General features: G+C 65.6%; 17 protein-coding genes and 1 tRNA gene. 6 read left to right on the top strand and 12 right to left on the bottom strand.

Annotated elements, in window-relative coordinates:
- Window positions 1-151 precede the first annotated feature (151 nt).
- The 4 genes from K32_RS05195 to K32_RS05210 form a co-directional block, all read right to left on the bottom strand.
- Window positions 152-481 (bottom strand): hypothetical protein, encoded by a 330-nt coding sequence (locus K32_RS05195; protein WP_201403009.1) that lies wholly within the window; start codon window positions 479-481, stop codon window positions 152-154.
- Window positions 482-729: 248 nt separating this feature from the next.
- On the bottom strand, window positions 730-2250 hold the full coding sequence (locus K32_RS05200; protein WP_244669857.1) for an arylsulfatase: 1521 nt from the start codon (window positions 2248-2250) through the stop codon (window positions 730-732).
- Between the two features lie 93 nt (window positions 2251-2343).
- Complete coding sequence (locus K32_RS05205) at window positions 2344-3792, bottom strand: arylsulfatase (RefSeq protein ID WP_201403010.1); 1449 nt, start codon at window positions 3790-3792, stop codon at window positions 2344-2346.
- 99 nt (window positions 3793-3891) lie between these two features.
- The gene (locus tag K32_RS05210; protein WP_201403011.1) at window positions 3892-4929 is read right to left on the bottom strand and encodes a transporter; all 1038 of its coding nucleotides are present in this window, start codon (window positions 4927-4929) and stop codon (window positions 3892-3894) included.
- Window positions 4930-5231: 302 nt separating this feature from the next.
- On the opposite strand from K32_RS05210, the gene K32_RS05215 reads away from it, so the two are divergent.
- Window positions 5232-5507 (top strand): hypothetical protein, encoded by a 276-nt coding sequence (locus K32_RS05215; protein WP_201403012.1) that lies wholly within the window; start codon window positions 5232-5234, stop codon window positions 5505-5507.
- Window positions 5508-5517: 10 nt separating this feature from the next.
- On the opposite strand, the gene K32_RS05220 is transcribed toward K32_RS05215, so the two are convergent.
- Window positions 5518-6129, bottom strand: a complete 612-nt coding sequence (locus K32_RS05220; RefSeq protein WP_244669858.1) for a class I SAM-dependent methyltransferase — start codon at window positions 6127-6129, stop codon at window positions 5518-5520.
- 138 nt (window positions 6130-6267) lie between these two features.
- On the opposite strand from K32_RS05220, the gene K32_RS05225 reads away from it, so the two are divergent.
- Both K32_RS05225 and K32_RS05230 read left to right on the top strand, forming a co-directional pair.
- The gene (locus tag K32_RS05225; protein WP_201404357.1) at window positions 6268-6942 is read left to right on the top strand and encodes a response regulator transcription factor; all 675 of its coding nucleotides are present in this window, start codon (window positions 6268-6270) and stop codon (window positions 6940-6942) included.
- A complete protein-coding gene (locus K32_RS05230; RefSeq protein WP_201403013.1) occupies window positions 6939-8297 on the top strand; it encodes a HAMP domain-containing sensor histidine kinase in 1359 nt (452 codons plus the stop codon). The genes K32_RS05225 and K32_RS05230 overlap by 4 nt, the downstream gene beginning before the upstream one ends.
- A 445-nt stretch (window positions 8298-8742) precedes the next feature.
- Here the strand turns inward: K32_RS05230 and K32_RS05235 are convergent.
- The 3 genes from K32_RS05235 to K32_RS05245 all read right to left on the bottom strand — a co-directional run bounded on the left by K32_RS05235 (window position 8743) and on the right by K32_RS05245 (window position 10313).
- Window positions 8743-8819 (bottom strand) — tRNA-His (locus K32_RS05235).
- 333 nt (window positions 8820-9152) lie between these two features.
- Window positions 9153-9656: a phasin family protein gene (locus tag K32_RS05240; protein ID WP_201403014.1), complete on the bottom strand. Its 504-nt coding sequence runs from the start codon at window positions 9654-9656 to the stop codon at window positions 9153-9155.
- Window positions 9657-9932: 276 nt separating this feature from the next.
- Window positions 9933-10313 (bottom strand): phasin family protein, encoded by a 381-nt coding sequence (locus K32_RS05245; protein ID WP_201403015.1) that lies wholly within the window; start codon window positions 10311-10313, stop codon window positions 9933-9935.
- A 350-nt stretch (window positions 10314-10663) separates the two neighbouring features.
- Between K32_RS05245 and K32_RS24930 the strand changes: the two genes are divergently transcribed.
- The gene (locus K32_RS24930; RefSeq protein WP_244669859.1) at window positions 10664-14413 is read left to right on the top strand and encodes an ATP-binding protein; all 3750 of its coding nucleotides are present in this window, start codon (window positions 10664-10666) and stop codon (window positions 14411-14413) included.
- 164 nt (window positions 14414-14577) lie between these two features.
- On the opposite strand, the gene K32_RS05255 is transcribed toward K32_RS24930, so the two are convergent.
- A complete protein-coding gene (locus K32_RS05255) occupies window positions 14578-15459 on the bottom strand; it encodes a LysR substrate-binding domain-containing protein (protein WP_201403016.1) in 882 nt (293 codons plus the stop codon).
- Window positions 15460-15695: 236 nt separating this feature from the next.
- On the opposite strand from K32_RS05255, the gene K32_RS05260 reads away from it, so the two are divergent.
- Window positions 15696-16046 (top strand): DUF1127 domain-containing protein, encoded by a 351-nt coding sequence (locus K32_RS05260; RefSeq protein ID WP_201403017.1) that lies wholly within the window; start codon window positions 15696-15698, stop codon window positions 16044-16046.
- Window positions 16047-16199: 153 nt separating this feature from the next.
- On the opposite strand, the gene K32_RS05265 is transcribed toward K32_RS05260, so the two are convergent.
- The 3 genes from K32_RS05265 to K32_RS05275 form a co-directional block, all read right to left on the bottom strand.
- The gene (locus K32_RS05265; RefSeq protein ID WP_201403018.1) at window positions 16200-16892 is read right to left on the bottom strand and encodes a DUF937 domain-containing protein; all 693 of its coding nucleotides are present in this window, start codon (window positions 16890-16892) and stop codon (window positions 16200-16202) included.
- Window positions 16893-16964: 72 nt separating this feature from the next.
- Window positions 16965-17789: a universal stress protein gene (locus K32_RS05270; RefSeq protein WP_201403019.1), complete on the bottom strand. Its 825-nt coding sequence runs from the start codon at window positions 17787-17789 to the stop codon at window positions 16965-16967.
- Between the two features lie 89 nt (window positions 17790-17878).
- The gene (locus tag K32_RS05275; RefSeq protein WP_201403020.1) at window positions 17879-19249 is read right to left on the bottom strand and encodes a glutamate--cysteine ligase; all 1371 of its coding nucleotides are present in this window, start codon (window positions 19247-19249) and stop codon (window positions 17879-17881) included.
- A gap of 159 nt (window positions 19250-19408) precedes the next feature.
- Here K32_RS05275 and K32_RS05280 point away from each other — a divergent pair, with 159 nt between their 5' ends.
- Window positions 19409-20155 carry an SDR family NAD(P)-dependent oxidoreductase gene (locus K32_RS05280; RefSeq protein ID WP_201403021.1) on the top strand — a complete coding sequence of 249 codons (747 nt, stop codon included), beginning with the start codon at window positions 19409-19411 and terminating at the stop codon, window positions 20153-20155.
- Window positions 20156-20177: the final 22 nt, after the last annotated feature.

The raw sequence follows: 20177 nt of genomic DNA on the forward strand, positions 1-20177 counted from the left end.
AAGCGTTGTTCGCTCTCGGTCCGAACAAACTTTCTGTCGGAAGATGAGAGGAAGCATGAGCTTGCTTCGGAGCGTAGTTCGATGAGCTATGTCGCCGCGATCTGGAAATGCAAGATCATCCGCCATCCCGGAATTTCGAGTTTACTCTGGATCAGAGCAGTTCTTTCTCCGGAGGCATGCGGTCCACCTTGCTCCGCGTAGGGGCGGGCGTCCCGCGACGGCTCGGAGATGGGCTGCGTGTCGTCCTGGCGAGGGCAAGCAGGATCAGCCCTGCCGCATATCCAACCTGTGCCGATCCGGCAAGGAGCGCCGCCTGGAGCAAGATATCGACACCAGACTGATGCTGAATGGCGCCCATGATCGCGCTGAAAATGGCGCCGCCGAGCACGGCCAAGATGAATGGTGGGAACGAAACCATGCAGCTCGCTGCTGCGCCTGCCAGAAATGCTCCAAGGCAAAGGCCGATCACGGCGTTTCCCATTCACTAGGGCCCATTCTTTCTTAAACCAATCGGGCCAAGACGTCATCTTTTTGCGGGGGGGGGCGTCTGACCAATCAGGCCGCTCGGAGCAGCAGCAGTGCTTGGAGGTGGCGGAGATGCCGGACGCGCCGATCGCGATCCCCGCGCCGGAATCGGTCCTGAAGTCCGAGATCCTTGTCTGCGATTGCCGCGATGTCCTCCGTTCGCTGCCGCGCGGCCTGTCCGGAGCCGTCAAGCCGCCGGACCCTTCATTTCTGGCTGAAGTTCGTGATGTTCGGCGCTGGCGGGTTGGGACGGTCCTTCAGCGTCGCCTCATATTCCTTCACAACCTTCAGGATGGGGCCGGACGCCCAAGCGAACATGCCGGCGACGATGAGATCCTCGTGCGGGTCCATCTCGATGTTGTAGATGATCGGATACCCGGCCAAAGGCGCGCTCGTGGAGAAAACACCCGGCTGCCGTTGCGGCCCGATGCCGGTGGGATGAACGGCGGTGAAGTAGGCCCGCCACTGCTTCCAGCGCACGGCCAGAAGGTCAGCGCCGACAAAACTCAGCAGGGCCTCGCGATGACCGGTTGCGCTCTTGCCGAGCAGAACATCGGTCTGGTCAACACCGTCGATCGGGCGGTCCGCCGGCAGCTTTGCGCCGACGATGTCGGCGAAGGTCGGCAGGAAGTCCATGATCGAAAACATCGCGTAGGAACTGGTCCCCGGCGTGACGTGGCCGGGCCAGCGGATTAGGGCGGCGGTACGGATCGAGCCTTCGGTCACCTCGCCGAGCTCGCCACGGAACGGGCCGGCGTTGCCCATGTCCGGGGTGCCGGCGTTGCCGAATTCGCGGGCGGTCTCACCGAACGGTCCGTTGTCCGATGCAAAGACAACGACGGTGTCGTCCTCAATACTAAGTTCCTTCAGCGATTCGAGAATCTGCCCAACGTGGAAATCGCCCTCCATCAGCTTGTCGCCATAATTGCCGATCCGCGATTTGCCTTTGAACGATGCCGAAGGCAGGTTCGGCACATGTCCCATGGAGAAGGGAAGATAGAGGAAGAACGGCTTACCCGCCTTGGTCTCGCGCTCCATGAAGTCGATCGACTTGGCGGTGAGCTCGACGTCGATCTCGGCGCGCACTTCCGGCGTGTATGGCTTCACGTTCTTCAGAGGTCCGCCTGCGACGGCCTCCTGGATCTGCGGCCCCAGGCGCAGCAGCTCGTCACGGGGAGCATCGACGGAATGCGTCATCTCGGCCGTATCGACATAGGTAGCGGAATCCCAGGAGATATCCGGCGGGATGCCGTAAAATTCGTCGAAGCCGTGGCTGGTCGGCAGGCTCTCCGGTGCGGACCCGAGATGCCACTTGCCGAAGATCGCGGTGGCGTAGCCGACGCTCTTGAACATCTCCCCCATGGTGAAGGCGTTCTTCGGGAGCGTGTAGGGGCTGCCCTCGACCGCGATCAGCGACAACCCGTTGCGGATCGAATATTGCCCCGTCATCAACGCCGCCCGGCTGGGCGTGCACGCGGGCTCCACCAGGTACTGGGTTAGCCGCAGCCCGTCGCGCGCCAGCCGGTCGATGTTGGGCGTCGGCGCGCCGCGCAACTCGCCGCCCCCATAGGGCCCGAGATCGCCGTAACCGATGTTGTCGGCGAGGATGAAGACGACATTGGGCTTGTCTTGCTGCGCCAGCGCCACGTTGCTTGGCATAGGCAGGGCCGCCAAGGATGACCCGAACGCCAGCACTGCGAGTGATCTCCGTACGGTCTGGTGCATCATGCCCTCCATGATCCATCTCGGACATCTGATCCCGTTTGAATCCCTCTGCCGTCGACGAATGCCGCCGCTGTTTCCCTCCCGTCGCGGCCGTTATTTATACCCCTTGAAATCCTCGCCTGGACGGATGTTGGGATACTTCTTGAGGCTCTCCTCATACGCGATAATGAGGCGGGCGACCGGCGCGAAGCTCCAGCCTTCGGTCAGCTTGGTATTGAACAGGTTCCAGTTCTCATGCGGGTCGCTGGTCAGGTCGAACTGCATGGGGAATTGTGGCTTGACGATCGGTTTGTCCACGCCCTCCGAATAGCGCAAAATGGTCTTGTAGACCTTCCAGCGAACGGACATCAGCTCTCCATCGGGGCCGAATTGCATATAGCTGTCCCGGCCGGTCGTGGCGCTCTTGCCAAGCAGGAAGGCGGAGGCATCGATGCCATCGATCGGCCGGTCCTTGGGGACCAAATCCGTTCGACCGGCGACGCCGGCGAGCGTCGGCAGCCAATCATGGGCGCTCAAGATCTCCTGAGTGACGATGCCGGTCGGAACGTGCCCGGGCCACCGAACCATGGCGAGGGTGCGCATGCTTCCTTCGAAGGGCGGCGTGAAGAAGCCGCCACGGAACGGTCCGTCCGATCCGCCGCCCGCTCCAGCAACCAGGCTCGGAGCTGTCGCGTTGTCGCTGCTCAGAATGACCATCGTGTCGTTGTCGATGCCCGCCTGCTTGATGGCATCGAGGATCTGACCGACGCGGACATCCATTTCGCCGACCAGATCGGAGTACGCGCCGCCGCGCTCGACGGATTTGCCGGCAAAATTAGGATTGGGGATGGCCGGCGGGTGCATCTCCGAATAGCCGACATAGACGAAGAAGGGCTTCTTGGCGGCTGCTTCTCGTTGAATGAAGTCCACCGTCTTGGGGATGATGTATTTCTCGTCCACAATCGGTCGAACGTTCAGATCGAGCGGCATGACCGGTGTTGAAGCCTCGCCTTTTCGTCCTTGCCAGATCATCGGCACTTCCACGCCGGACTCCTTGAAGAGCGGATAGGACGTGTAGCCGGCCTCGTCCCAGGAGTTCTTGATGCCCCACCACTCGTCGAAGCCCATGTCGCTCGGCAGTCGGCCCGGCACTTCGCCGAGATGCCATTTGCCATAGAGCGCGGTGGCGTAACCAGCTTCGGACAAGAGTTCGGGAAGCGTGTGCTCCCAGGGCGACAGGCCGTAGGGACCCGTGCCCGGCAAGGGCACGGTATAGGTTCCCGACCGCACGGATTGGCGTCCGGTCATGATGGCCGAGCGGGTCGGCGTGCATTGGGCCTCGACATAGTAGCTGTTGAAGCGAATGCCTTCGCTCGCGAGCTTGTCTATGCGCGGCGTCGGCGTCATGCCGCCATAGACGCCGAGATCGCCCCAGCCCGTGTTGTCCAGCAGGATGAAGACGATGTTGGGCTTCTGCTCCTGCGCCGTCGCCGGCAGGGCGGGAGCCATCGTCGCGCCGATCATCGCACAACCGAGGTAAAGCAGCCTGGCGCTAGGCTTCATCGTGGCTTCCTCCTGGCGATTGCCTTGCCGCGGAATTCGCTGCGCTTGGGCAGGCGGCAAGAGCACGAACAGATGGAGGGCGGACCGAAAAGCTCGTCCTCAGTTCCCCTTCGCCGGCGCTGAAAACGGGAGGTTGACAGTCAGGTACACGCTCCCGCCCTTGGTTCGGTTCTCGGTGTCAAACTCGAGATAGCCGCGCAGGTTGGTGAAGATCGTCCTGCCCTGGACGGTGAAGTTGTAGCCGATCTGCGGACCGATCCCGAAAGTGCGTCCCTCGAAGCCGCCCAACGCCGCCGGCGCCCCTTTGTCGGGCGTCAGCTGCACATAAGCAAAGCCGACGGCGCCGACGAAGAGCTTCTCGTTCAGGAAGTGCGATATGCCGACATCCAGATGTGAATCGATGCCGTTGCGATAGTCCGTATCAGGATTCTCGAAGTTATAGGTCAGGCCCGCGGTCGCCGAGAACTCCAAGCCGGTCTCGGTATTGAGATAGGTGTAGGCGCCGCCGACGTCGATCGCGGCATGTCCGATCCCCAGATTGGCGAGCCGGTTGGGGTCATAGGCGCCCACCGGGATATCGCCGGTGACATAGGTCATCCAGTTGTGAACGCCGTTGTTCCAGAACAGCTGCGCCGTGGGATAGAGATCCCCGAAGCCGGTGACGTCGTCGGTCCGGCTCGCCGACAGCGCTCCGATCCCGACGTCGGCAGACGTCTGGTTCCAGCCTGGGAAAAAGCCCAGCGAAAAACTGGGGCGTCCACCCAGGATCGTCGTGTCGAGGGTGTAGGTCGGCACGATCAACTGGGCGAAGAAATCGGTGTCGACACCGAAGCTCAACGCGTCCCCGCGGTTTAGCGGCACGTCCCCGCCCGCCTTGCCCGAATAGAAGTAGGACACCGCTGACAACGAAAACCCCGGGGCGGGCGCGACGGCTGCAAAGCTGCCGTACTGTCCGGGTAGCCAAAAGCTGACACCGCCCTCGTCCGCATACGCGGCCTGTCCCGTAGTTGCCAGCACCGCCAACGCAATCAGGACAGCACGCCATGGGCATCCGGTCCTGACCGCCGCCTGCGACACGAGCGCCGTTGCATGTCCTGGTGTTGAGTCGGATTGCGTCAGAGCACGTCGGAACCGCATGATATCCGCCTCGTGCGCTACCCCTGACCAGTGCCGGCAAGTCCACTCCCAATGTACCACAACCCCATCGGGCCGAGCAGTTTAAAGTCACGCATAGACGATCGGGGTAGTCCGTTGTTCTCCCGACCTCGCGTAAAAGACTGACGTTTCTTACAAATCTGCACCTAGCGCATTGGGAGGGCGTCAAGGGCAGGCTAAAGGCAGAAAGCGTCGGGCGCCTTCGGCTACTCGTGCGGCGCTGTCGCAGCAGGCTTTTTGCGGCGGGAATCGGCTAGGCACGGCTCCTATGTCAGGGGAGCAGCATGGCCGAAATCGTCAGACGCACCTTCGCCGAGGGCGAAGGCGTTGTCGCCGAGGAAGCCGATTGGAAATCGCGCCAGCTGGATCTCGACGTCCGGGGCTGGTCCTCCTGTTGCACCTTCGTGACCGGTAAGCCGGCCGATGATCTGCAGGGCGAAATCCGGAAGAAGCTACCGAAGTCGTTCCTGCAGGCCGTCGAGCCGCAACAGCCGGTCGGGGGCTGGGTCCGCGGCGCGCGATGGGAGCTCGAGGCGGCTATTCGCAGCCTCGAGATTTGATTGGATCGACCTAGATCTCAGTCGTCTTCGTGAATTGTAGGGCTGCCGTAGGATTTGAACCAACGTCCCGGCTGATCCGATAGACAGCTGCCGGCGGCAAATTGAGGAAGGTCCCGCCCAGCCGCCTTGCGCGCAAGCCGAGACGGTTCTGGATCGTATCCGGCACCGGACATCGCATGCCGTAGGTGAACTGGTAGAAGCCGCAATGCGGCCTGAGGTGGCGAAACGCGCCGTCAAGGATGTCGACGACCTGTTGTCGGGGCATCGAGAGAAGGCCCAGCCCGCTCAATACGGCACCGGCCGTGATGCCGTCGAGACAACTCGTGCGGGCCAACTCAGCTGCGTTCATCTCCAGCACGCACGCACGGGCGAAGCGGCGGCGCAGGAATTGCGCGAAGCTGGGGTTCAGCTCGACCAGGACAAGGTCCTGCTCGGCGACGCCGCGGTCGAGCAAGGCCCTAGTGAAAACACCCGTGCCGGGACCGAGCTCGATGACCGGGCCGGTCTGGGGACCCACCTCGCTGCTCATCAGGCGGGCCAGCGCACGGCCGGACGGAGCGATGGCCGCGGTGCGCAGCGGAGCAGCGAGCCACTGGCCCAAAAAGTACATACTGGTCTTCATGACTGAATCGTCCCCACTTGCAGCGCTTCGATGGGGAGCCTGTCGGCCACAGGACTTGCGCACGCATGGCGCGGTGACGTCATGTTGACGTAAGGTACCCGCGTCATGACCGGTGAAGAAGAAGCGAAGGAGCAAGCCATGCGGCTGTTGCTCGTCGAGGACGAGCCGGAAATGGCGGCAGCGCTGGAAAGCGCCTTGCGGCGCCAGGACATTGTCACCGACCGGGCCGACGGGCTCGAGCTCGCACGCGAGATGGCGCTGGCGGGGCGCTACGATGCAATCGTGCTCGATCGCGGCCTGCCGGACGGGGACGGTCTCTCCCTGATTCCTTTCCTGCGCCAGCGCGACGCCCTGATGCCGATCATCGTGCTCACCGCTCGCGGACGGCTGCCCGAGCGGGTGACAGGTCTCGACCTCGGGGCCGATGACTACCTGGTCAAGCCTTTCGCCTTCGAGGAGTTGCTGGCGCGGCTGCGCGCCGTTATGCGCCGGCCTGGCCAGCTCCGCGCGATGACCGTCAAAGCCGGTCGCCTGTCCTTCGATCTGGAGCATCGCGAAGCGCTGGTGGATGGGATGCCGCTCGATATTCCGCGGCGGGAACTCCTCGTCCTGGAAGTCCTGATGCGGCGTGCGGGGCGTATGGTGACGCGCGAGTCCTTGATGGAAGCGGTGTTCGGCTTCACCGATGAGGTGCAGTCAAACACGCTGGATAGCCATGTTTCGCGCTTGCGGCGCAAACTCGTGGATCTGGAAGCCGATGTGGCAATCAAGGGCGTCCGCGGTGTCGGCTATATGCTGATGGAAGCCCGATGAGCCGCAGGCGCGGGCGCAGCCTTCAGGGCCAGTTGATCCTGCGGCTCGTGATCCTGCAGAGCGCCATCCTCTTCGCCTTGCTCCTGGCGCTGGGTTTGCGGGGGGATCTGTTTTCCTATCGCTCAATGGATCGCACCATCGAGATCCTCCGTGACGCGCTCGAGCGAGCTCCGTCCGGCGACATGCGCCTGCGCGCCACGGCGGCGTTGACCGCCTTGCGTCAAGCCGAAACAGGGCTCTGGTTCGTCATCCGCGACGCGGGCGGGCAGCGCCTCGTCGAAGGGACGGTCCCACCGGCCTTTCTACGATTGCCCCAGGCGCTCGACGGCATCGGACAGGCCCGCTTCGGCGCAACCCTGGATAGCGCCGCCTTGGACAGTCCCGAGGCGCGAATGCGCCAGGTCACTTCGCCCATCGGCGAGGTCCAGATCCTGACGGGTACGGAAAGCGCCGCCTCGTTCGGCATCGTCGCGCTCGGTGCCGGGCTGATCGTCCTCAACGTCGGACTGCCTATGCTGTTCGTGACGGTCCTGGGCATCGTGATCGCCACTCCGCTGGTCGTGCGCGGCGCGATCGCCGGGATTGCCAAGGCCGAACGGCAGGCGCGACTCATCGATATCCGGCAGCGCGGGGTCAGGCTGGACGCTTCCGACACCTCGCCGGAAATCACTTCGTTGATCGATGCATTCAACGAGGCGCTGTGCCGGCTGGACGACGGCTACGATCGGCAACAGCTCTTCCTGGCCGACGCCGCGCATGAATTGCGAACACCGATCGCCATCATCGGCACCCGTATTGAAGGAATGCCGGCGACCCCGGAGCGGGCGCAGCTCAAGGCGGATGTCGGCCGGCTCGCGCTGCTGAGCGAGCAATTGCTGGATCTGGAGCGCCTGAATCGCGATCTGGCGAACCTCGCCCCCCTCTCGCTGGGCCGCCTGGCCAAAAGAATAATCGGCGACATGGCGCCGCTCGCCTTTGCCGCTGGCTATGAGCTTGACTTTGCCACAACGGCCCAGGATCCGATCGTCAAAGGCGAGGAGGCTGCGCTGGAACGGGCCTTGGCCAGCCTGATCCAGAACGCGATCGATCATGGCAGCGGGCGCGGCACCATCTTGATCAAGATCACGGCCCCGGGCACTGTCGAGGTCTGCGACGACGGGCCGGGCATCCCCCTCAACGAGCGCGAGCGAATCTTCGAGCCGTTTCACCGGTTGAAGCCACGCTCCCGCGGAACAGGACTCGGCCTGCATCTGGTCCGGCGCATCGTCGACCTCCATGGTGGCCGCATAACCGCCGGCGAGACCGAGACGGGCGGGACCCGGATGACGATGGCCCTTCCAGCCGCCGACCCCTAAGCAGACTAACGTGACGTGGCAATGGTCATCGCGGCGACCCACTAGACCCTCTTCAACCAGCAATCTGCCCCGGACGGCGGATGTCAGCCGCGTGGGGCCGCTGCAGCCAGCGGTGTGACAGACGCCGGACCTGCGTAGTCACGATCGATACCGGGCTCATCCTGAACCGTGAAGTCGGAAGAACGCGACCCCGCCCAGAACCTGAAGAATGCCGATCACGATGATGACGATGCGCAATTGAGTCCCCCTTGCGATGCACGCTTGGCGTGTCCGAGATCGAGGGGGGCGTCAATCAGGGGGGCGCCATGTCGCGTTTCATGTTGCGTCGGGCTGCCGCATCTCAGGCAAAACCGTTGGAAACGCTCAATTCTCATTGGCAACATGGCCGGCCCGTTTTAAGGGGCCTGCGCCATCGTCAAGTCATTGAATTTTCAGGAGAATGCTTTGGTACAGTTGGGTGGGCTCGAACCACCGACCTTCGGAGCCACAATCCGACGCTCTAACCAACTGAGCTACAACTGCCTGCCAAAAGCGAGCGGAACCTAGAACCAAAATTGGCGGGTTTCAAGTGCGGAAATCGACTTATCCCAAGCTGCTTCCACAGCTTGTTCGAAGAGGCTTGCGCGGTGCGTAAGAACGGCCGCGGACGGAGCAGGCCGGCGTCATTCCGGGGCTCTGTTGGCGGTGACCGAAAGCGGCATCGCGCGACCGCTCAGCCCGCTCGCGAAAAAAAAACGGCCCGAACGAGGTTCGGGCCGGTTTCATTTCGAAGCTCTGCCGGCGGTGGTTTTCGGCTCCCCGGAGCGGCTCGGCCGATGGCGGAGCGCGTTTCCCGATGAGCCGTCGCGCGGCGGCTCAGCCGTTCTGGAAACCCTTGAAGGCCTTCTCGACGCCCTGGCGCACCGGGCGGGCGGCGTCGGTCGAAAGCTTCTGCGTGAAGGCCTGCAGATCGCGCGTCTGCTCCGTCAGCGTCTCGAACTGCTTGCGGGCAAAGGCGGCCTGCAGTTCGACGGCCTCGGCGAAGGAGGTCACCGCCAGGAAATCCCGCGCGAATGCATAGGTGGCGTCGGTGTGGGTCTTGACGTTGTCGAGCGACTTGTGGGTGAGGGCGACGAGACCCGTGCGGGTGGTCTCATAGCTGTCCTCGAACGCCTCGGTCGCCTCTTCGGCGGCGGTCTTCAGCTTGGCGTAGGCCTCCTTGGAGCCGGAAACCGCCTTGTCGGCGATATCGCGGAACACGGCCGGCACTTCGACATTCGGAACGGAGAAAGCAAACGCCTCGAACGGGGCGTCGAAGCCCTTGGCGGTCTTGGCAGCGCCCTTGGCGCTCTTCGGGGCCGTGGCGGCGGTATCGGACATGAACGAAAGTCTCCTTCGGGCTCTGTGGCCGTCGCGGAGCTTCATCCTGGATCTTCGGGACCCATTTCACTCCGATCGACTTGTCGTGAATATAAGCCGGAGCATGATGCAATGCAATATTTTGTTGCATTGCACAAAAGTTGAATGGTTCCAAGGACCTAGTCTTCGGCGGCCCCTCCGGGCGGCCAAAATCTGACGCCGTCGCGGGCATCTGCCGCCGGCGGCGTCACGCAGGGAGGCGTCAAATCGGGCGACTGCCCATTTCTTCGCCGGTTTCTACTTCTTGGCCTGCTGCTGGACGTCCGTCGCCGCCTTGCCGATGGTTTCGGCGATGTCGCGGGTCTGGGTCTGGGCGGCTTCGGCCTGCTTCTTCAGGAAGGCCTGCTGGATCTGCGCGATCTCCTCGACGGTGCGGGCGCGCACCAGTTGCTGGGCGAAATCGAACGAGGCGGCGACATTCGCCTCGAGAAAGGCCAGGGCCTGCCGGTTGACGTCGCGGGCGCTCGATTGCACCGATTTTGCCGAAGCCTCCGATTTCTCGACGGCCTTCGCGGTAGCGCCCATGAATTCGTCGAATGCCTTCTTGGCCTGGTCGACGCTCTTGTCGGCGAAAGCGCGCATCTGTTCCGGAATCTCGAATTGCGTTTTATCGGCCATCGTTTTGCTCCCGCTTGGATGACACAAGGACAATAGAGACTGCGCGACATGACGCAAGGCAAGCGTTGGCGACGGGCGAGGACGGGCCCGAATTCAACTTCAGGGAGGTAGATCCGTCGCATCCGCGCTTTCAAAAAAGCGCAACATTAACCACCTGATGCAAGAGATAAGGGGGTGGCGGGCCGGTTCGTGGACCCGGGTCCGTCCGAGCTATATTAGATGATTGCTGAAGAACGGGCGCAAGGACGACACGGCCGCGCCTGCCGGCGACGAAACCCTGGTCCTGTCGAGGGCGCGGAAACGAAGGCCGACGCGGGCCGGCACCGACCCGCGAGAAGAGTGGCAGCGGAATGAGCGGACACAATCTTGCCTATCTCGACCTGTCGGCGCTGCCGGCCGTCGGACCGGCATTGCTGTCGCCGCGCCCGAGCTTCGTCTGGGCGGCGGACGGCCGGCATGTGCTCTGGGCCAATGCCGCCGGCGCCGGCTTCTTCGGCGCTGCCTCGATGGAAGGCCTGCTGGAGCGCCGTTTCTCCGATACGTTGCCGTCCACCAGCCAGATTGCCCACCTTGCCCGCGCGCTGCCGCTCGGCGCGACGCGGCTCGAGCGCATCGGCTTCGTCACCGGCGGCCGGCTGCAGAGCCTTCCGGCCACCTGCACGCGCATCCGGCTCGAGGACGGCGCCAGCGCCATCCTGGTCATGCTGGAAGCGCCGCGCGGCGGCAAGGTTTCGCTGGTCGAGCGCGCCGAACAGCTCGCCGATATCGTGGTCGGCGAGGATTGCCTCGTCGCCATTCTCGACGCGAGCGGCGACGTCGTCGCGGCATCCGGCGGGCTGGATGCGCTGGCGGCGGCCGAAGTCGCCATCGAAGGCCTGATCGCCGGCATCGACCGCAGCCCCCAGCCGCTCCTGAAGCGCGCCATCCGCGTCGACCGGGCGCGCCGGCCTGCCGGCATCGCGCGGATCGAGCTGGACGATCGCCGCTTCCATCTCCTCGTCATCGGACCCGCCGAATGGATCGGGGTTGAGCCGGCGGCCGCCGAACCGGAGCCGCGTGTTTCGGCCGAGACGGTCGCCCCCGTCGCATCGGCAACGCGGGTCGCTGAGCTGCCTGAAGGCGAGCCTGAGGCCCAGGATGCGATCCCGGCGATGGATGTGAGTCCCCGGAAGGGAATCGAACCGGAGCCCCTGGGAACCGAGCTTCCGATCGAGGCCGTGTCGGAACCCGCGTCCGGTCCCGAAGCCGAGCCGATCGTCGCCGCCGTGCCCGCCGAGCCGGAAGCGTCGGATCAAGCCGTCGCGCTTCCCGAGATAGACGCCGAGATCGAGGTCAAAGCCGTCCCCGCGGTCGAAGAGGCGTTGTTGCCGTCCGTCGAGCCTCCGTTGGACGTCGAGCCTGAGCCTGAGGCTGAGGCGAAGCCTGTCGAACCGGTGGCGTTCGAGGCGGAGCCGGTCGAGACGGTCGTCGCCGAAGCGCCTGTGCCCGAGCCTGACCATGGATCGACCGAAGATCTCGTTGGGCCCAAGGACGTCGTCGCGCGCGCGCCGCTTTCCATGGCCGATATCGTCGAGGCGGTGAGCGAAACCTTGCCGGCCGAGCCGGTAACGACAGCCGAAGCCGAGCCGGATCGCTCCGAGCCCGCGCTTCCGGAAGCGGTCGTGGCCGAACCGGCAAATGACGAGCTTCCTCCGGCCTCCGCCGAGGCGCCTTCTGAGCCGGTCGACGACGCGGTCGCGCCGGTCTCCGCAGACGCGCCTTCCGAACCGGTCGATGACGAGGTTCCGCCGGTTGCCGCCGAAGAACCGTCCCTCGACGAGCCTCTTGCAGACGAACCTCTTGCAGACGAAGCCGAGGCCGAAGCGGCCGAGCCGGCATTCCGCTTCACGGCGCCGACGGGGCCCGTCCGCTTCGTCTTCCAGATGGACGCCGAGGGGCGCTTCAGCTTCGTCTCGCCGGAATTCGCCTCGGTCGTCGGGCCTCGCTCCGCCGCAACCGTCGGCGCGAGCTGGCAGGACGTCGCGGCCGCCAGGGGGCTGGACGAGAAGGGGACCATCGCCGCCCTGATCGCCCGCCGCGACACCTGGAGCGGCGCGACGCTGAGCTGGCCCGTCGACGACACCGACCAGCGCGTCTCCGTCGATCTCGCCGCTCTGCCGGCCTTTTCGCGGGACCGGTCGTTCGAGGGCTATCGCGGCTTCGGCGTCATCCGGCCATCCGAAATCCGGCGCGAGCCGCCGGCGCCTGTCGAGGACAAGCGGGCGACGGTCGTCGCGCTGCAGAAGGCGCCCGTCGTGGCGGAGCCGAGCAATGTCGTGCGCCTGCCGCGCCCGGCGCCTCTGCCCGGCGATGCCGAGCGGCTGACCATGCCCGAGCAGGACGCTTTCCGGCGGATCGCCGTGGCGCTCGGCGCCAAGGTCGGGCCGGTCGATCCGGTTCAGCCGGCCTCGTCCGATGAAGCCATTGCCCCCGAGGCGTTCGAGGCCGACGAGCCCGATACGTCCGCCGAGGAAACGGCCGTCGATGAGACGTCCGAAGACGGGCCCGTCGCGAACGAGCCCGTGGCCGTAGAGGACGCGTTGCCGGAGGCCGACGAGGTCGAGGAGACCGACGTCTCGGCACCGGAGGAGCCGGTCGCGGCGCCGGAAGCGGATCTGGGCGAGACGGTCGAAGACGCTGTCGAGGCGGCAGAGCGCATCGCCGGGGACGTCTGCGAGCCGGAGGCAGAAGCCCCCGACGTCGAAACGCCGGTCGCCGCGCTGGAAGCGCCCGCCGAAGAGCCCGAAGCATTCGAGCCCGACGAGTTCGAGCCCGAAGAGTTCGAGTCCGACGAAGAGATGGATCTGCAAGGCGAAACCGTGCCGGAAGAGCCCGTCGAGTCGGAGCCCGAGGCCGTCGAGCCGGCCGCGCCCGCCATCGCCGAACCCGAACTCGTCCAGCCCGCCGCGTCCGATCCGAAGCTGCTGGAAGAGCTGGCCGAGGCCGGGCACAAGATTGCCGAACTGGAAGCCATTCTCGACACGGCGACCGACGGCGTCGCCGTCGTCGACGCCGAGGGGCGGATCGTCCGCATCAACCGCAGCGCCGAGGCGCTGTTCGGCGTCGAGACGGGCGATGTGGCGGGCCTGCCGTTCACCCATCTCCTGGCCGAAGAAAGTCGGAAGGCGGCGCTCGACTATCTCGAGGGCCTCGCCCAGAACGGCGTCGCCAGCCTGTTGAACGATGGCCGCGAGGTGATCGGCCGCGTGCCGCAGGGCGGGCTGATCCCGCTGTTCATGACGATGGGCCGGCTCGGCGAGACCGGCAAGTTCTGCGCCGTGCTGCGCGACATCACGCAGTGGAAGAACGCCGAGGAAGAGCTGATCAACGCCCGCCGCGCCGCCGAGACGGCGTCGATGCAGAAATCCGACTTCCTCGCCAAGGTCAGCCACGAGATCCGCACGCCCTTGAACGCCATCATCGGCTTCTCGGAAGTCATGATGGAGGAGCGCTTCGGCCCGATCGGCACCGAGCGCTACAAGCAGTATCTGCGCGACATCCACGTCTCCGGCGCGCACCTGATGAGCCTGCTGAACGATCTCCTCGATCTCTCGAAGATCGAGGCCGGCAAGATGGAGCTGAATTTCGAGGCGGTGGCGCTGAACGACATCGTGATGGAATGCGTGGCGCTGATGCAGCCGCAGGCCAATCGCGAGCGCATCATCATCCGCACCAGCCTGTCGAGCCAGGTGCCCAGCATCGTCGCCGACCCGCGCTCGATCCGCCAGATCGTGCTCAACCTCGTCTCGAACGCCATCAAGTTCACGCTGGCCGGCGGCCAGGTGATCGTGTCGACGGCGCTGGAAGAGCGCGGCGAGGTCACGCTGCGCATCCGCGATACCGGCATCGGCATGTCGGAGAAGGACGTCGAGACGGCGCTGATGCCGTTCCGCCAGGTCGCGACCTCGGCCAAGCACCGGAGCGACGGCACCGGCCTCGGCCTGCCGCTGACCAAGGCGCTGGTAGAGGCGAACCGCGCCGCCTTCCTGATCGACAGCGCGGTCGGGCAGGGGACCCTGATCCGCGTCACCTTCCCGTCGACGCGGGTCCTGGTGGGTTAAGGCAGACCCTCACCCAACCCTCTCCCGCAAGCGGGCGAGGGCTTTCCTCCGCATCCGCCCCGGCGGTCGGCGACAGACTTCAGTCATCAGACAAAGCCGATTGAGCGCGTTCCCTCGCCCGCTCGCGGGAGAGGGACAGGGTGAGGGGCTGCTGCCTTCTCGTCCTACTCGGCTGCGATCTGCATCGAGAGATTGTCGAGCGACGAGACGATGTGCTCGGCCAGCGCTTCGACGATCGGCGACGTCGGCTTGTTCCAGGCGCGCATCAGCGCGATTTCACAAGGCGGCAGGCGCGGGAAGCCGTCGAACTCGCCGAGCACGCGCATGCCGGGCCGGAGCGCCGATTCCGGCAGCACGGAGATGGCGAGCCCGGCCAGCACGGCGGCGGAGATCGCGGTCGAATTGTTGCTCGCATAGAGGATGCGGTAGCGCCGGCCGATCGGCCCCAGCGCCTCGATCGCCGATCGGCGCCAGCAGCAGGTGTCGCGGCCGAGCGCCAGCGGCAGCACCTCTTCCTGCTCGATCTGGTGGTGGTTCGAGACGACCCAGAGCAGGGGCTCCTGCCGGACGACCTCGGTCATCGGCGCGCCCTTGGTGTTGGTGATGATGCCGAGGTCGAGTTCGCCGGCCCGCAGGCATTCGAGCAGCTGCACGGTCGGCTCGCAGACCACGGTCACCTCGACGCGCGGATTGGAGCGGGAGAAGCGCGCCAGGATCTCCGGCAGGAAGCGGTCGGCATAGTCGTCCGGCGTGCCGAGGCGCACCCGGCCCGAGAGCTCCTCGTCGTCGAAGGCCGCCATGGTTTCGTCCGAGAGGCGCACCATGCGGCGGGCATAGCCGAGCAGGCGCTCGCCGTCCTCGGTCAGCTTGGCGCTGCGCCCGTCGCGGCCGAAGATCGGCTTGCCGAGCCGTTCCTCCAGCCGCCGCATCTGCATCGAGACGGCGGACTGCGTCTTGTGCACGGACTCCGCCGCCCGCGTGAAGCTGCCGGCGTCGGCGATCGCCACGAAGGTGCGGAGCTGGTCCAGATCGAGCATGTTGGCCATCGGTAATCTCCCTGGAGCGCGTCGCGCGGGCTTTTGCCTCTGCGCCGGGGCTCCGGACGCAAGCGCTTCGCGCCCCTGCGTCATGCATCATCAAATCCGATGGCTGATATTAAAAACATTCGTTGGAATGATCAATCGCGCAGGCGCATTCTCCATTCGTTCCCAAGAAGCATGCCGGGTCGCCTCCTTCAAACCAGATCGAAGGAACCCTGGCACGTCTGCCGATGGAGGCTGAAATGAGCACCTGTGAAACCTATTCCACGTCAGCCCGGCCCACCCGTTCGCGCTCCTTCGCCGCGATCGGCATGGTCGTCATCGCCAACGTGGTGGCCCGCTTCCGGGTCTGGCAAAACCGTCGCTCGGTCGCCCGCCTGCTTGAATGGGATGCCCATATGCTCGCCGATATCGGCCTGACGGAGGGCGACGTCTATTCGGCGCTCGCAAGTCGCGCCAACGAGGACGCCTCGACGCAGCTCCAGATGCTCTCGCTCGAGCGCCGCTATGCCAGCCAGGCGCAGGCCCGCGAGCGGGTGGCGCATGCCACGCTGCTCCGCGTCGGCTCCGCCCAGTATCGGCGCAAGGCCTGATCGATCCTCAAGACTTGATCGCGGCTGGGCTAGCCGCTCCGAGGCCGGCCCGATCCGCATTCCCGCAGCCGGAACCCCGCGATCCCCTGGTGGTTCCGAACCTTGGCCCGCCGAGCTCTCGGCGGGTCATTTTTATTCGGCCTCGTGCTTTCTTCAGTCCTTCTTCGCCGGTCCGGCGAAGCGGTCGAAGATCAGCTCCATCGACTTGCGATAGCTGTCCTGCATGCTCTTGCCGGCGTCGAACAGGCGGTCGATCACCTCCTCGTTCGTCATCGGCCCGGGCTCGGGCTCCGGTTCCTTCTCCTTGCCGAGGAAGCTTTCCATCAGCGTGACGAAGGGAAGGTCCGGCCGCTTCTCGGGCCTCGGCTTCGGCTTGCTCGCGGCCCCGGTCATCTCGCGCATCATGGCGAGGAAGGGGTTGTCGTAGGTCTCGGTCTGGCGCTGGACGCCGCCCATCATCATGTTGGCCATCACCGGCATCATGCGGCGTACGACGTCCTGCGCGATGCCCGTCGACGCCTCGACCTGCAGCGCCACCGCCTTCGCAACTTCCGGCGAGCCGAACATGCGCTCCAGCATGCCGTCGCCCTCGGCGCGGGCCGAAGGCGTCATGGCGGCGAGCGGATTGTCGAAATAGGACCTGTACTGGCCGCTGCCGACCTGCTGCCAGAAGGCGGCGACGCCGAACGGGTCGGCGGCGCTCCGCCGCATGCCCTGCCAGAAGGCCGGCATCATCGCCTCGAACGCCTTCGATTGCTGCTCGAAGGAGAGGCCGAATTCCTTCGCCATGGCCGAGGCGAAGGCGCCCTGCTGGGCTTCCAGCATCAGATCGTAGATCGTCTTCATCGGATCGCTCCTGCCGCCGCGCTCATCATGATCGGCGCGGCGGTCGGTCCGCGTCAACGAAACGCTCGGCGATCAGTGCGTCATCAGCACCGGCAGCGTCAGGCCGGTGAGCATGCCGCGCGTCGCGCCGCCGAGAATCCATTCGAGCAGGCGGCTATGACCATAGGCGCCCATGACGATGATGCCCGCGTCGGCGTCGACGGCCGCCTGGCGGATCGCCTTGGCGACGTCCTTGCCGGGGTTCGGCACCTTGCGGATGCTGCTCTCGATGCCGTGCCGCAGCAGATGGCCGCAGAGCCGCTCGCCGGTCGGCAGCTTCTTGCCGTCGTCGACGAGCACGACCTCGACATGCTTGGCCAGCTTCAGGAACGGCATGGCGGCGCGCACCGCGCGCGCGGCGGTGATGGTGCCGTCCCAGGCGATCATGATCCGGTCCGGATTGATCGTCACCGGGCCGTTGCGCGGCACGATCAGCAGCGGCGCGCCGGCATTGAACAGCACGGCCTCGATCAGCGCCTCGCGCACCGGCTCCGGCCGCTCGGGGTCGTCCTCGCCGATCACCACGAGGTCGGCGAGGCGGACTTCGTGGACGATGCCGTCTAGTCCGCCGCCGGCCATCACGTCGACGAGATGCGCCTCGGCGTCGATGCCTGTCTCGGCCGCGATGCCGTGGAAGGCGGTGATCGCCGTCTCGGCTTCCTTCAGCGCCTGGTTGCGGGCGCTGATCATGAAGTCGGCCGGCACCGGGGCGACGGCATAGCCGGGCACGATCGGATCATAGGCGAGCGACAGCCCGGTCAGGTGCGCGTCCAGACGCTTCGCGAGGTCAGCCGCCGCGCGCGCGGCCGGCCGATCTCCGGCGAGGTCGACGACGACGGTGATGTCCTTGATGTCCATGATGCGCTCCATTCCCAAGATCAATCTGCGGACGAGTCTAGAGTCTACTCTGCCCGAAGAGATTGAGAAGGATCAATCGCGGCGCGCGGTTAATAGGCATGCTGGCGGAAGACCTCGCCGATGTCGCCGTTCCAGCTCGTGCGGTATTCCTCGAGCAGGCGTTCGGCCGGCGTGCGGCCGCTGGCGACGGTTTCCTCGACCGGCTGCAGGTAGACCGTCTCGTCATGCCCCTCGCTGTTCAACGCATGGCGCGCGGCGAGGCCCCGGCGGGCGATCTCGACCATCTCGCGGGCGATGTCGCGCACGGTGCGGTTGCGGAAGGGCGTCGCGAGCGCGGTCCGCGGCACGCCGTCGCGCAGCGCCTGCCGCTCCTCGGCGGTCCAGTCCTTGACCAGTTCCCAGGCGGCGTCGAGCGAGGCCTGGTCATAGAGCAGGCCGACCCAGAGCGCCGGCAGCGCGGTCAGCGTCCGCCACGGCCCGGCATCGGCGCCGCGCATCTCGATGTACTTCTTCAGCCGCACATCGGGGAACAGCGTGGTCAGGTGGTTGTTCCAGTCGGAGAGCGTCGCCCGCTCGCCCGGCAGGCCCGGCAATTCGCCCTTCAGCAGGTCGCGGAACGACTGTCCGGCGACGTCGTGATAGGTGTCGCCGCGCTTGACGAAATACATCGGCACGTCGAGCGCCCAGTCGACATAGCGCTCGAAGCCGAAGCCGTCCTCGAACACGAAGGGGATCAGGCCCGATCGCTCGTTGTCGGTGTCGCGCCAGATCTCGGCGCGGTTCGACAACAGGCCGTTGGCGGTATTGTCGAGGAAGGGCGAATTGGCGAAGAGGGCCGTCGCGATCGGCTGCAGCGCCAGCGAGACGCGCATCTTCTGCACCATGTCGGCTTCGCTGGCGAAGTCGAGGTTCACCTGCACGGTCGAGGTGCGGAACATCATGTCGAGGCCGCGCGTGCCGACCTTCGGCATGTAGCGCGACATGATCTCGTAGCGCGATTTCGGCATCACTGGCGTCTCTTCCAGCGACCAGATCGGCGAGGTGCCGAGGCCGATGAAGCCGACGCCGAGCGGCTCCGCGCATTCGCGCACCTGGGCGAGATGGGCGTGCAGCTCGCGGCAAGTCTGGTGGATCGTCTCGAGCGGCGCGCCCGAGAGCTCGAACTGGCCGCCCGGCTCCAGCGAGATGGCGCCGCCGCCGACCGGATCGACCAGGCCGATGATCAGGCCGCGATCCTCGATCGGCTGCCAGCCGAGCATGCCTTCCATCAACCTCAGGATGCGCTCGATGCCGTGCGCGCCGTCATAGGGGACGGGCGTCAGATCCTTTATGTTGAAACCGAACTTTTCGTGCTCGGTGCCGATCCGCCATTGCGTCTTGGGCTTCGACCCGCTGGCAATCACGTCGACAAGTTCGTCGCGCGATTCGACGAGCGTGGAATCGGTAGCGTCGCGGGCCATGAGTACTCCGAAGCAATGTGGCGCGGCACATTAGCGGCGCGCCGTCGGAACAGCAATGGAGCCGCGAGACGCCCGGAAAGGCGTGCTTTGGCGGTGGACCCGAAGGCGCAATTTGTGCACCGATATGGCCCGGGAAGGTTCGGACGGAGGAGGATTCGAATGAGCGATTCGGCAAGGCCCGTTGCAATCATAACGGGAGGAACCCGCGGCATCGGCGCGGCCATCGCGCGGGCGCTCGCTGCCCGGGGCGTCGATCTCGTGCTCTCCGGCCGCTATCGCGACGCCGAGGTCGAGGCGCTGCTGGCGGAGCTCGAGCCGGTCACCGGCATCCTGTTCTTCGCCGCCGACGCGGCCGATCCGGCGACGGCGACGGCGCTGGTCGAGGTGGCGCTCGAGCGCTTCGGGCGGATCGACTATCTCGTTCCGGCCGCCGGCGGCGCGGTTCCGGGCACGGCGCTCACCGTGACGGAGGAAGCCTGGGAGGACGCGTTCCGCGTGCATGTCCATGCGCCGTTCCATCTGTTCCGCGCGGCGCATGCGGCGCTGGCGAAGCAGGGCGGCGCGATGCTGCTGGTCTCGTCCGTCGCCGGTCTGCGCGGTTGCCCCGGCACCGTCGCCTACCAGACGGTCAAGGGTGCGCTGCCGCAAATGGGCCGTGCGCTGGCGCGGGACCACGGGCATGAGGGCATCCGCGTCAACACGATCTGCCCCGGCATCATCGAGACCCGCTTCCACGCCGCGATGACGCCGCAGGCGCGCGCCAACAACCTCGCCAACCGCATTCCGCTGCAGCGCCTCGGAACGTCGGAGCAGGTCGCGACGGCGGCGGTGGAACTGCTCACCAATGAATTCATTACCGGTGAGGAGCTGGTGATCGACGGCGGCATGAGCATGCGCATGGTCTGATGCCAATTGCCCGGAGGGCCTT

The sequence above is a fragment of the Kaistia sp. 32K genome (genome assembly GCF_016629525.1).
GTDB lineage: Bacteria > Pseudomonadota > Alphaproteobacteria > Rhizobiales > Kaistiaceae > Kaistia.